Genomic DNA, 13,372 nt, shown 5'->3' on the forward strand with positions numbered 1-13,372 from the left:
TGTGGCACTGCGCTTCGGTGCGTCCCACAGGCTGGACACAGTTGGTTCCAGGTGGAACGGCCAGAAGATTTATTGGACAGCGGCGGCATCCTCCAGCGCCTGTCCTGCAGGTACATAGGCGTGCCCGAGGTCGCGTGCAACCGCCTCATACGTGATATGTCCATTCAGCGCATTCACCGCGCTGCGAATGGACGAACTGCCGCGAATCGCGGTGGCTGCACCGTGGTTCGCCAGTTGCAGCGCATAAGGCATGGTGGCATTGGTCAGTGCCACCGTAGACGTGCGCGGTACGGCGCCAGGCATGTTCGCCACCGCGTAATGCACGACACCATGTTTCACATAGGTGGGTTCATCGTGGGTGGTGATATGATCAATGGTCTCGACGATCCCGCCCTGATCAATCGCCACATCTACAATGACCGACCCTGGTGCCATGGTCTTCACGACCTGCTCGCTGACAAGCGTTGGCGCTTTGGCGCCCGGAATCAGCACCGCACAGATCAGCAGGTCCGCCCCAGCGACAGCGGACGCAATATTGGAGGGGCTGGATACCAGCGTCTGGATCTGATTGCCAAAAATATCGTCCAGCTGGCGCAGCCGATTCAGATTCAGATCCAGAATCGTCACATCGGCCCCCAGGCCAAGTGCAATTTTGGCCGCGTTGGTACCTACCGTACCCCCGCCAATAATAACAACCTTGCCACGGCTTACGCCAGGTACGCCGGATAACAGAATGCCTTTGCCGCCTTCTGTTTTCTCCAGAAGCTGCGCACCGATCTGCGCAGCCATACGCCCGGCCACCTCACTCATAGGTGTGAGCAGCGGGAGAGAGCCGCCGACTTCCAACGTTTCATACGCAAGAGCGGTCACCTGCTTTTCGACCAGCGCTTTGGCGAGAGCCGGCTCTGCGGCGAGGTGCAGGTAGGTGAACAGAATCAGGCCAGGGCGAAAATAACCATATTCGCTGGCGAGAGGTTCTTTCACTTTAAGGATGAGTTCGGCATCCTGCCATACCTGGGCGGCTTCTTCAACAATTAGGGCGCCAGCTTTAACATACTCCTGATCCGTAAATCCACTGCCAAGTCCCGCACCTTGTTCGATAAAGACCTGATGCCCGGCTGTCACAAAATCAGCTGTCCCGGCAGGAGTCATCGCTACACGATTTTCATTGTTTTTGATTTCTTTGGGAATTCCGATTCTCATAGCCATGCACCTCGTCCATTTATTGGTTGTTAGCTTATACTACAAGTTTATGACTCCGTACGTCGTTTTGCACCTTACACAATGTCTATTTTTTAGATTGAAGACTCAACAATTCGTCGAAACAGACTGTTCAGGACACATGTCTTTGGATTATAATGTAAGAAAAAATAACACTAAGAGGGATCGACTTTGCGAAATGACCGTGTTTTTACTGTCAGAGATATCCTGCAACGTGCGGTATTTAGTCAAGCACGGCTTGCGGCAGGGCGAGAAGGGCTGGAGCGTCGGGTAGGCTGGGTCCATGTGCTGGAAATTACCAATGTGTCCCCTTTTGTAAGCCCGCATGATCTTATTTTATCCACGGGTCTATGGCTTCAGTCGGAAGAGGGGCGGGAAGCTTATCTGATGCAGCTGATCAACCGTGATGCGGCTGGATTATGTGTGGAGTTTGGCACCAGCATACATGCCATACCAGAGTCATTGATTGAACTGGCAAACCAGTATCAGTTTCCACTCATCGTTTTTGAACAACCCGTACGTTTTGTTGAGATTACGCAAGATATCCATTCTCTACTTATTAACCACCAACACCAGCTATTAAAGAGCCTGGAGACGTATTCCCGTGAGCTTCAGCAACGTACGCTGCAGAGTACGGATATGTCTGCGGTTCTCGACCTGTTGCATGCCTATGCGGCAAAACCTGTGGTGTACATTTCGTCGATGGAGGCCGGGAGTTTTGTGCCAGAACTCGCTCCAGACATGGAGCAGGCCATCTATAGCTGGTACAGCCAGGAAGTCGAGCAGCTCAATCTGAACGACTCGGATACGGAGCTGTGGTTTCATATGGATGAAGAGAGGGCTTTGCTCTGTTATCCGGTGGTTTGTTTTGGTCAAGTATTTTCAGCCATAGGTATGATTGTGCACCCGTCGGCGACTGTAGAATATCTTAAGCTGTTGCTTGATTACACAGCCAAAGCTGCGGCTGCGCTTACACTTCGTTCTCAATTTCTTGAAGAGAAGATGGTGCGCAACCAGAATGAATTGATTCAGGATTTGATGAATGGTCACATTCAGCAAGAGGAACAGGCGCGAACACGAATGGGGCTTCGCTTGCTAGTAAAAGGACAATACTGGTTCGCGGGAGGATTATTGGAGATTGAGCATCGCAAGAAGGGAACGGGCCGGGAACGAATGGAGGCGAATCATCAGGACATTCTCGTTTTGCTTCGCTCGCTTCTGAAGAAAAATCATCTAACCAGCCTCATCATGCTGAAAAATAATCAAATCTACCTCTGTTGTGCCAAGGAAGAAACACAAACCTCCTCTGAGCATTCACTGATCCATATCCTAGAGAGCATCACTCAGGATATGAAACGGTTTGCTCGCTCAAATCTGAAACAAGTCGAAATCCATGCGGGCTTCGGCAAACTTCGAAATCAACTAACCCGTCTAAGGGATAGCCTACAGGAATCGGTTCAGGTTATTGAAGTTGCGAGGTCTGTCAAATGGATGAAAGATGTTCACTTTTACGATCGTATGGGTATATATCAAATGTTAAAAGCGATGCCGCCTTCTTTCCTGCAATCCTTTGCGATGGATCATCTAGGTGTGCTTATAGAGCATGATCGAAGCCATCAGTTGCGATTGGTCGAAACATTGGATGCATATCTTGCGAATTTCGGGTGCAAAAGGGATGCGGCCGCCCAGCTGTTCATTCATCGGCAGACATTATATAACCGACTGGAGAAACTGGAAGAACTGCTGGGGCCGGGTTATATGCAACAGGGAAGACGAGTGTGCTTGGAGATGGCATTGTTAGCTAACGCCATGATTGAAGGCGGAGATGGACAATTGTCATGACAGTAACGTTTTTGAAATATGGGCTTTGCTCGAATAGTAGGTTTTGTTTGCTCGTCTACAGCTTGTTGATTCGTCGTATACCTCGTAAGGCACGAGACCCGCGGCGAGACCCTGTATTGGAGAAACGGCTCCGATAACGTTCGGATGCACGGGAAGAGGGAGCCTGAGATACTGAGGTAGGTGTGGCAAGGCGATATGGAAATGTCATACGCTCAGACCTTCGATCCCGGCTGTTTTGTGGATCTGCAACAGTTAAACCAGTAAGGTTTAACCATGCTTGAAGATCGTTGGAATGGATGCCAAGTTGTCCGCTCAAATGAGAAATGTCGAGATGTTTTTTCACACAAATCCGCCTTTCCTGAATTATCGGGCTGGAATAGGGTACGAAAGGAAAGCATGAAACCAAGTCGGTAAATCGTGTGTACTGGCTTGCTCTGGGTGATTGGCGGAGTGTTGCGTTTTGTGATATCCATAAACGGTATGATTCGATTGATGTAGAAGAGGCCACAGAGTTATCTTTTTCTATAAATTGGCTTTTATCAAGATTCTAACATTTCGGGAACGATTGCGCGTCTCAATATAGTCTCATTTTCATAAAAAGTAAGCTACAGTAAAAGTACCAGTTATCTAGTACGGAGGATATATATGGGGAACGGAAGTGGATCTCAAAAGCAGAAGGTTGTCAGGGACGAAAAGCGTTTCGTTGGTCGAGCCAGAGAGCTGATGATACTAGAGCAATGGTTTGAAAATGATGAAGCGCCTATGACTATATTATCAGTTACGGGTATGGGTGGTATTGGGAAATCTTCGTTACTTTCAGAAATGCTGTCCATCGCTAGAGAGCAGGGAGCAACCGCTATATGGATGGATGGACGGGCGTGTGGCACTACGCCTTCCATGTTTATGGATTATTTTAGTTCAACACTGGCACTGGAACTCGGTCTGTTGAATAGCCAAGGCGCCCATTTACTCTCGTTGTTGAAAAGTATGCCCAGAGAAAAACGGCTCGTTATTGCAGTGGATAACTACGAGGAACTTGCGCTGCTTGAGAGCTGGTTTATGGAAGTTTTTATAGCGAAACTTCATCTAAGTGGGATACTCATTATCCTTGCCTCTCGTTCAGAGCTTTCAGCAGCCTGGAGAACACATCCCCGGCTGTATCAGCATCTGGTTCAATTGCGGCTGCAACATTTTACTGCAGATGAGATTACGGAGTATATTGCAACTGCTGGTTCATTAAAGCCGAGTATGGCTGGAATTATTACGAGAATGACGGATGGACATCCGCTTGGACTTGCTCTTGCGGTGGAGGCGGCTGATCAGGAGCGTAATCTTCCTCATGCCGAGTGGGCTGAACTGTCCCATATGATCAGTGCGCGGCTGTTGCTTGAACTTAGCACGCCACGTTTGCATCCAATGGTGGAGGTGTTGACCTTGCTGGAGACAGCAAACCAGGAACTCTTGTCCACCGTGCTGAATGTACCTGTTAAACAGGAAGAATATCACATGCTGAGACGGATGTCTTTTATCCGTTCCGCACCGGACGGTCTGGCCTTACACGATATGGCCCGGGTACATTTGATGCGAGATTTTCGGCAACGCGAGCCGCATCGTATGCAGTCCATGCGGATTCGGATTGCTGAGTTGCTGAAACCACTCCATGAGCAGGCATGTGCTCTTGGGAAGCGACAAATCGCGAGAAAGATGCTGCTACTCTGTCAGGAATCTATGCTTCAGTTTCGTAAGTATGCTGATGTCTCACGCGATTCTTTGTTCTCGCCGCTTGAACCAATGAAGCAGGCTGACCTGCCCTCCCTTCACAGGTTGCTTGAACAATGGTGTGAATACAGCGTTGAGCCTTGGCAGGCCGTGAACTATGGCCCCTTTCTGGATGAACTGGCTCTTCGTTATCCTGAAGGTATCGTAATTAAGCGGGACATGAAAGGCGAAACGATTGCGATGTTTATCACTGTTCTGGTGCATCGGGAGATCAGTGATTTACTTTTAAAATATTTTCCGAATGAGATGAAAGAATGCTTTACGCCAGAGGAATTACAGAATGATCCGGATGAGAGTGATACACACTTCGCGTTGATGGCTGCGGCCAGAGATGATGTGCCTGGATATACACGTGAGGAACTTGTCGGATATATGGTATTGGATCGTTTGTCACTCCTGGGAGATGGAGCGAGAGCGATTCTTGTTGCGACCAACCCTCATCTGAAGCTGTTTCTGCGGAGTATTGGCTTTCAGATGAGGAGAACGTCCACACGTGCGTGTGATCGGTATGAAGATCACGCGGATGTGCTGGAACTCGATCTGCGTAGCGGACAATTCGGTGCATGGGTGATGTCCCTTTTGCATCCAGACCTCCCGGCTAGTGCAATACGCCCCCAAACAACGGATTCCAATAACAAGGTTTGGTCTGAGCAGGAAGTGCGTAAAATGCTCGGACACCTTCGCTCACCGGGCGAGCTGCAAAAGTACGCAGATAGAATTACAGGTGTGAGGGATGGCATTCAGTTACAATTATATATTCTGGATCTGCTGGAAGGGAGAATACATGGGGTGTCTCCTCAGGATCAGAAGCTGTTACATGCGGCTTACTGGGCCCATGCTGGCAATCCGACTGCCGCAGCGCAGGTGTGTTCGATGAGCAGGGCTACCTTTTATCGCCATATTAGAACTGCATTGATTCGTTTAGCGAGAATATTGTAACGCGTGAAGTTAATCTCAGAGAAGCAGAGCGATATAGAAGCTGATCTGATAGAACAACAAAATCAAAATCTAATAGAGCAAGCAGACCTATTGTTTCAAAAACAAACCCAAAAACAAACCCCCAGTTAAACGGCAGATATATCCGTAACTGCGGGTTTTTCTAGTCTGGTGATTCATGGGCGGCGCCCCCCACAAATTCTAACGATCAGGAGAAACCTTATTTCGCCCAGAATGGCCATATTGAAATTCTAACGATCCGTACGGAAGCTATTTTGCGTAATTCGTCCGTTTTAACTCGTTTTCAGCTAAAATCCAGCCAAAGAGCGTCACTGGAAATCGTTAGATTTTTTAAAACCTGTCTAAATGGGCGAATAAGGTCTGTGGTGATCGTTAGAGCAGCCAGAGAGCTGGATTGCTAGTTCTGCCCGAGATGCTTCGTTTTCTCTAATTGTAGCATCAAATCCTCTGCATTCATTTCGCCCGCAGCGGCAATGGGGAGGATACTCTTCTTTTTTTTCTAGCGGTGCATTAGGTTCAACTGTACAAGCAAGCGGTAATCACCGGGGGAGTTACGGGTTATAAACCAAGCCGATTCATACGGTTGTAGAGTGTAGCTCTGGAGATGCCGAGTTGTTTGGCTAATGTTCGTTTGTTGCCACCTGCAGCCTCTAAATATTGAAGCAAAAGCCGAGCCTCATACGCATCCATCTGTTGCTGATAAGAGGAACCCGAACGTTGTCCCGGGAATGTAACACTTGGGTTAACCGCCTCTCTATCAACCTTTGCAAGATGTTCAAGTCCGTGACTCTCTTGTTGAGTGTCCGTCACATTTGGATCAAGGGCTCCTTCTTTTCCGGAAGACTTGAGGTTGTCTGCTGCCTGTTCCGCCTCAGACGGCGCGTTTGATTTCGCTGATGTCAGCGAATCAGGCAAGTATTCCGGCTTGATCTCACCATCCATCGTAAGAATGGTCAGGCGTTCAATCACGTTGCGCAGTTCGCGGACATTACCCGGCCAATCGTACTCGAACAAACGTTTGAACACTTCTGGAGGAATCACTTCGATATGACGATTGTAGAGCAGCGAGAACTCTTGCAGGAAAGTCTGGGTGAGCTCATAGATATCTTCTTTGCGCAGTCGGAGCGGCGGAATAATCAGATTAATGACATTCAGGCGATAGTAGAGATCCTCCCGGAATTGATTGCGCGTAATCATAGCAGGAAGATCTTGATTGGTTGCAGCAATGATTCTGCAGTTAGCTTGTTTGGTACGGGTGCCACCAACCGGGAAATAACTTCGTTCCTGCAACACACGAAGCAACTTGACTTGCAGTTCAGAAGGCATCTCCCCAATCTCATCCAGAAAAAGAGTGCCGCCCTCCGCCAACTCGATTTTTCCCTTTTTTCCCTTAGGGTCTGCCCCAGAGAAGGCACCTTTCTCGTAGCCGAACAACTCGCTTTCAAACAATGAAGCAGGAATGGCCCCGCAGTTAATTGCGATAAAAGGAGCAGTCTCTGGTTCACGAAGATCATGGATGGCTTTTGCGAAGAGTTCCTTGCCTGTGCCACTTTCCCCCATAATGAGTACGGTAGCAGGGGTGGTGCTGATCTTGCGAATGGTCTCCAGACATTGCCGGATAATGGGACTGCTGCCTTTGATACGGGCAAAAGGATCTTTCTCGGGACGAAGCCGGGCAACCGCTTTTTCCAAATGCTGAATTTTGGAGGACATATGCAATAATTCCTGGTGCAGCCGAATTTCAGTTGTAATATCGACCTCCGCAGCGACTGCACCAACAATACGACCATCCAGCATGACAGGGCGGGCATTGATTAGAGCGAACAGATCAGATCTGGGTTGATGCTGTTTACGGTAGACCGATTCACCCGTGTATAACGTTTTGAGCGATTGAAGTCTTTCGGGTGGGAAAAAGTTGGCGGCAGGCTGACCGATGATATCGGTTTTGCGAATAGAAAATATATTCTCCGCACCGGATGTCCAGTACGCCACCTTGGCTTCTTCATCGATTAAAGATAACGCGGAGCCGGCTGTCTCAAGCGTAGTTTCCAGATAGGCTTCCATCAGACGGTAAGCTTGATGAAGTGAGTTCATGACATCAGATGCGGTGATAAAGCCGGTCCATTCGTCACGATCATTTTTGATGATGAGAACAGAGCTCTTGGCAAACAAAGGAATCACTTGCGCCAGTTCCATAGAAAGTGAGATCAAAGGGGCAGGGATAAAGGACGATGGGGTAACCGGAAAAGAATCGGGTCCTGTTGATGTCGCAGAAGATGTGGAAGCCAGGCCCTTCTCATCAAGCATGTTTGGCTGGTCCAGGAGCGGACAGTAGAGATAAGCGCTTCCTGTACCCGAACGTACAAAAACTGGCCGAGCTACGTTGATATCGGAATCCGGATACGGGCGAGAAAGGAGCTGTTCCTGAACGGTGGATTCATCGTAAATTTGCATTTCTGTTCGTGTCAGTTCTTTCAGAGTAGGTAGTAAATGTCTCATCAGGATCACCTCGATTACAACATACGGATTAAAGTGATAGGAATTAGTACTATTATATCGCTCCAGCATAGTTGTGTATATATTTTTTGACATGAATTGTTCGGGTACTTCTTTTGAGAGCGTTCACCTACTTTTTTGATTTTATGTATACGATTTCAATAAATATGAATATGAAAAAATGTTGGTTTTAGTACAAATTTTAGCTTTTTTCAGGGTTTTTATTTCATTGTTGTGTCAATTTATATAACGCTCACTTCTTGTAGAATTGTATAAATATAAGCAAAGAGTGAACGGGAAGACGGATATAGTGGCAAGATACAAGGTTGTTATTGCAGGATTTGTCTAAAATTTTTGACATTAAATTTTGTATATTCTTATTTTTTAGACATATATTCTGTTTAGAGTGAACGTTTGAGTTTGGTGGTGCCGTATCATCGGAAAAGGAAAAACCATGCACTCCAGAATGGCTGGTTTGCATGGCGTGACGGTTTATTTCTTACATCAATTCTAGCGAAACATGTTCTTTACAACCATCCAGAGATTCGCAGGTTTCTCTGCCAGACGGCGGGTATAATACGGGTACCACATCGTGCCATAGGGGACATAACAACGAATGCGATAACCTTCCTGTGCCAGACGTTCCTGCTCGCTCATGCGCAGACCGTATAACATCTGGAATTCAAAGGCCTCAGGGGAGATATCCCGATCCTTTGCGTATTGTTTCGTCCAGTTAATGATGTGATCATCATGCGAGGCCACAGCGGTATAAACGCCTTGATCCAGATGATGACGAATCATCGTTTTGAACTGGTGGATGACCTCGGACGTATTTTGATATGCGACACTTGCAGGTTCTTTGTAAGCTCCTTTGACCAAACGCAGCCTTATACCTTCCCGAATCATATCACGGGTATCCTCTTCCGTTCGATGCAGATAAGCCTGCAATACGGTACCTGAGTTATCCAGTCCTTCCGCATGAAGTCTTCGAACGATATCAAGGGTTGCTTGGGTGAACGGACTGTCCTCCATATCAATCCGTACGAACAATTCATGTTCCTTCGCTCGGGCGGCAACTGCACGAATATTCTGGTATCCTTCTTCTGGATCAAGTGCCAGCCCCATCTGGGTTGGTTTTAGTGAAACATTGGAGTCCACACCGCTATGAGCTATGCCTTCAACTAATCTCACGTATTCATCTCTGTAAAGTGCCGCCTCGCGCAGATGCGTGATTCCCTCTCCCAGATGATCCAGTGTTGCCATAATGCCTTTGCTATTTAAAACGCGAATTTCCTCCAGCGCCTCTTCCAGCGTATTGCCAGCTATAAACTTGCCAGCCAGCTTTTTACCATATTTAAGAGACAGGTTCTCTACAGCTTTATTGCCAGCTACGGTTAACAACGTTTTGCGGTATAGTTCCGTTCCGACACTCATCGTGGTTCCTCCCTAAACATTCATGATTGTGTATTTACATATCTAGCAAAAATCATGCCAAAAGCTGATGTATGCCATGGTGTATCGCTTATTTATTTTTATGAAAATTTTTATCTCCGTGAAATCAAAAAAATATTTCATTCTTAAGCGGAGTTGGCACGCTTCTTGCTTCATATATTTGAATGAGACGTAAGTGCTGCTTGAATCCATGCAGCGATCGATATAAGTTGAACAACTTTTTACACAAGTAACGGAGAGGACAGAAAAAACCTGGAAAAGCGAAGCGGTCGCCTAAAAGCTTTCTGAAAGAAAGCTGCATCGGAAGCATACGCTTATCACCGGATTTTTCCCTTTGAAGAAGGGAATCTAAAAAATCTGGGGATAACAGCGAATGGAAGGTTATTCTGTCATCGGAGTGCTCGTGTAAATTATCTTTGTGAGACTTATAAAGTGAGTAGAACCCACATCCTGAAGGAGGAATCATTGATGAATATCCCTTTTGTTAACGAACCATTTACAGCTTTTACGGCGCAGGCGAACCGGGAAGCCTTTGAGGAAGCGCTCCGTAAGGTGGAATCCGAACTGGGGCAGGAATATCCGATGATTATCGGTGGGCAAAAAATAACCGGCAACCGCACGTTAACCTCCGTGAACCCGGCTGCAAAGGATCAGGTGATTGGAACGATTCATCAAGCCGATCAAGAACTGGCCGAGAAGGCTATCCAAACGGCTGCGGAAACGTTCCAGACCTGGAAACATACGGACCCGAATGAACGGGCCCGTTATCTGTACAAAGCGGCTGCAATCATGCGTCGCCGCAAGCATGAGTTCTCCGCCTGGATGGTCTATGAAGCGGGCAAAACCTGGCCTGAAGCAGATGCAGATACCGCCGAAGCGATTGACTTTATGGAGTTTTATGCACGGGAAATGCAGCGCCTCAGTGAGCCGCAGCCGCTTGTACGGATTGCCGGTGAAGATAATGAACTGACGTATATTCCGCTTGGTGTTGGTGTGGTGATTCCGCCGTGGAATTTCCCGCTGGCGATTATGGCAGGCATGACCTCGGCTGCTTTAGTTTCAGGCAACACGGTGGTGTTAAAACCGGCAAGCACCACACCAGTCATCGCTGCGAAGTTCATGGAACTGCTTGATGAAGTGGGTTTGCCAGACGGGGTAGTGAACTTCTTGCCAGGGCCAGGCAGTGAGGTGGGTGACTATCTTGTCGATCATGCACTGACTCGTTTTATCAGTTTTACGGGTTCCCGCGATGTCGGTCTGCGGATTAATGAACGTGCTGCACGCACCGCTCCAGGACAGAAGTGGATCAAACGTGTGATCGCCGAGATGGGCGGCAAGGATTCCATCGTGGTTGACAGTGACAGTGATCTGGAACTCGCAGCCGATTCGATCACAGCTTCGGCTTTTGGTTTCTCGGGACAAAAGTGTTCGGCGTGCTCCCGTGCCATTATTCATAAGGATGTATATGATGAAGTATTAAAAAAGGTGATTGAACGGACACAAAAACTAACGATGGGTAGTCCGCTTGAAGTGGGAAATTACATGGGCCCTGTCATTGACGATAAAGCCTATGCAAAGATCACCGAATATATAGAAATTGGCAAAGGGGAAGGACGGCTGGTTCATGGCGGAAGTACAGGCGATGCTGCAGGTTATTTCATCGAACCAACGATTATCGCGGACGTAGATCCGCAAGCTCGACTTGCGCAGGAAGAGATTTTTGGCCCTGTGCTCGCTTTCATCAAAGCCGATTCGTTCCAAGATGCGCTGGAGATTGCCAACAATACAGATTATGGCCTGACAGGTGCCGTGATCTCGCGCAATCGGGCACATCTGGAGCAGGCAAGACGTGAATATTTTGCCGGTAATCTGTATTTCAACCGCAAGTGTACGGGAGCATTGGTAGGAACACATCCATTTGGTGGATTTAATATGTCGGGTACAGATTCCAAAGCCGGGGGCAGGGATTATCTGCTGCTGTTTACCCAAGCGAAGCTGGTGTCTGAAAAATATTAAATGACATTTGATGCTGCATGTATGTATTGACATGCTGACAATGCAGGAACTGTATGGTATTATGCCTGCAAAACCCTTTTGAAAATAGAGACAAAATGGGAGGTCACAGTTACGCTCCAAGTTATTCTATCATCGAAGTGTTCTGTGTCAACCAGTCGCCGTTCAATGAATATCATGTCGCAATGAATAGTGTCCAGCATGACATAAGGAGGGCATCGGATGTTAGGTGTTCAGTTGGTGCAGGAACAGCGCTTCCGGCTGTCCATCACGCCGGAAATGAAGCAGTCCTTTCATTTGCTGACCTTGTCCGGTCAGGAACTGAGTCGTTATTTACAGGATGCCGCAGCAGATAATCCGCTGCTTGAACTGGAAGAACAGTCTGTTTATTCTTTTAAGTCATCTAGACGAAACAACCAGCACATGTATACTTCCTATGACCCTTTGCTTCGGGCCAAAGGAACAGCGCCTACACTGGAACAACTCCTTGCTTCGCAAATTCGGTTGATGAAAATTCCAGATAGACTGGAGAAGGTGGCGGTCTATTTGGCTGGATGTGTGAATGCCGATGGTTACTTGAAGGTTGAGCTGTCTGAAGTACAGGTCGAACTCGGATTGTCCGCGAGCGAACTGAACGCAGGAATTGATTTGCTTCAGTCTTTGGACCCTCCGGGTGTAGGAGCGCGGGATCTGCAAGAATGTTTGTTGTTGCAGATTCAGCGTGATCCAGCAGCGGTTCCTTATGCTGAACGTATTGTGAAGGCAGGTCTGGAGGCTCTGGTTCCTTTTCATCCCGGACGGACAGCAGGTAAGATTGGTATAACTTCGCGGGGAGCACAAGCAGCATACGAGTATATTACCCGGTTGGACCCCAAGCCTTGCCGATCGATAGGTTGTACTGAACGTGCACATTATATCGTTCCTGATGCTGTCGTGGATATGGTTCATGGGGAAATGGTGCTCAAACTGCTTGCGGCAGGCAATCCTCGCGTATCTGTGAATGAAGCATGCAGCAATTGGATACAGGAGGCGTCTCCGGGTGAAATCTGGGTGACTCGGGCAACAGAGGCGAGAGCCATTATGCGCAGTGTGCAACAGCGGCGCAGGACATTGTTGCGTGTGCTGATGGCTATCATGGAAGAGCAAAAACGCTTTTTGAGCGAGGGGCCTGTTGCACTGGCGCCGCTTAATCTGGCTGCGATTGCTGAGAAGGTGCGGATGCATGAATCGACAGTTAGCCGGGCCGTGAACGGAAAATACATACACACTCCGTATGGCGTGTATGAGGTTAAGGCTTTTTTCGATTCCGGCATTACGATGGTATCTGGAGGGCAGACGTCTGCATCGGCCGTCAAACGGCGGTTGAAGGAAATCATTCGAACCGAGCAATTAAGCAAGCCATACTCAGACAGTCAATTATCCGCTCTCCTTGAAGGCGAGGGGATCATCATTTCCCGAAGAACCGTTGCGAAATACAGGGAGGAGCTTCGAATTCTGTCATCCTTGGAACGAAAACGCTGGGCCTGAAGTGTACATGTCTTATCATGTTAAGTCTGAACGACTCTTTAAAATATCTGAAGTTTATCCTGTGAAATTATACTTCAAGAAGCCC

8 protein-coding genes are annotated in these 13,372 nt (G+C 47.9%); 4 read left to right on the forward strand and 4 right to left on the reverse strand.

Annotation, left to right across the window (positions count from 1 at the left end; all coding sequences use genetic code 11):
• Positions 1 to 69 precede the first annotated feature (69 nt).
• Positions 70 to 1,203 carry an alanine dehydrogenase gene (gene ald, locus EC604_RS05180; protein WP_123063120.1) on the reverse strand — a complete coding sequence of 378 codons (1,134 nt, stop codon included), beginning with the start codon at positions 1,201 to 1,203 and terminating at the stop codon, positions 70 to 72.
• Positions 1,204 to 1,392: 189 nt separating this feature from the next.
• Here ald and EC604_RS05185 point away from each other — a divergent pair, with 189 nt between their 5' ends.
• On the forward strand, positions 1,393 to 3,063 hold the full coding sequence (locus EC604_RS05185) for a PucR family transcriptional regulator (protein ID WP_123063121.1): 1,671 nt from the start codon (positions 1,393 to 1,395) through the stop codon (positions 3,061 to 3,063).
• Positions 3,064 to 3,118: 55 nt separating this feature from the next.
• On the opposite strand, the gene EC604_RS29695 is transcribed toward EC604_RS05185, so the two are convergent.
• Positions 3,119 to 3,406 (reverse strand): hypothetical protein, encoded by a 288-nt coding sequence (locus tag EC604_RS29695; RefSeq protein ID WP_151458050.1) that lies wholly within the window; start codon positions 3,404 to 3,406, stop codon positions 3,119 to 3,121.
• A 302-nt stretch (positions 3,407 to 3,708) separates the two neighbouring features.
• Between EC604_RS29695 and EC604_RS05190 the strand changes: the two genes are divergently transcribed.
• Positions 3,709 to 5,781 (forward strand): AAA family ATPase, encoded by a 2,073-nt coding sequence (locus EC604_RS05190; RefSeq protein ID WP_123063122.1) that lies wholly within the window; start codon positions 3,709 to 3,711, stop codon positions 5,779 to 5,781.
• 576 nt (positions 5,782 to 6,357) lie between these two features.
• Here EC604_RS05190 and EC604_RS05195 read toward each other — a convergent pair.
• Positions 6,358 to 8,391, reverse strand: a complete 2,034-nt coding sequence (locus EC604_RS05195) for a sigma-54 interaction domain-containing protein (RefSeq protein ID WP_240036666.1) — start codon at positions 8,389 to 8,391, stop codon at positions 6,358 to 6,360.
• A 414-nt stretch (positions 8,392 to 8,805) separates the two neighbouring features.
• A complete protein-coding gene (locus tag EC604_RS05200) occupies positions 8,806 to 9,729 on the reverse strand; it encodes a proline dehydrogenase family protein (protein ID WP_123063123.1) in 924 nt (307 codons plus the stop codon).
• Between the two features lie 486 nt (positions 9,730 to 10,215).
• Here EC604_RS05200 and pruA point away from each other — a divergent pair, with 486 nt between their 5' ends.
• Both pruA and rpoN read left to right on the forward strand, forming a co-directional pair.
• On the forward strand, positions 10,216 to 11,763 hold the full coding sequence (pruA, locus tag EC604_RS05205) for an L-glutamate gamma-semialdehyde dehydrogenase (protein WP_123063124.1): 1,548 nt from the start codon (positions 10,216 to 10,218) through the stop codon (positions 11,761 to 11,763).
• A gap of 219 nt (positions 11,764 to 11,982) precedes the next feature.
• Positions 11,983 to 13,287, forward strand: coding sequence for an RNA polymerase factor sigma-54 (gene rpoN, locus EC604_RS05210; protein WP_123063125.1), 1,305 nt, complete (start codon positions 11,983 to 11,985; stop codon positions 13,285 to 13,287).
• Positions 13,288 to 13,372 lie beyond the last annotated feature (85 nt).

Origin of the sequence: Paenibacillus amylolyticus (assembly GCF_003719335.1) — a bacterium.
In the GTDB taxonomy this organism is placed as follows: domain Bacteria; phylum Bacillota; class Bacilli; order Paenibacillales; family Paenibacillaceae; genus Paenibacillus; species Paenibacillus amylolyticus_D.

Bases quoted from the DNA above. Each gene is read 5' to 3' on its own strand.
- ald (WP_123063120.1), bottom strand. From the start codon at position 1,203: ATGAGAATCGGAATTCCCAAAGAAATCAAAAACAATGAAAATCGTGTA.
- EC604_RS05190 (WP_123063122.1), top strand. From the start codon at position 3,709: ATGGGGAACGGAAGTGGATCTCAAAAGCAGAAGGTTGTCAGGGACGAA.
- EC604_RS05195 (WP_240036666.1), bottom strand. From the start codon at position 8,391: ATGTCAAAAAATATATACACAACTATGCTGGAGCGATATAATAGTACT.
- EC604_RS05200 (WP_123063123.1), bottom strand. From the start codon at position 9,729: ATGAGTGTCGGAACGGAACTATACCGCAAAACGTTGTTAACCGTAGCT.
- pruA (WP_123063124.1), top strand. From the start codon at position 10,216: ATGAATATCCCTTTTGTTAACGAACCATTTACAGCTTTTACGGCGCAG.
- rpoN (WP_123063125.1), top strand. From the start codon at position 11,983: ATGTTAGGTGTTCAGTTGGTGCAGGAACAGCGCTTCCGGCTGTCCATC.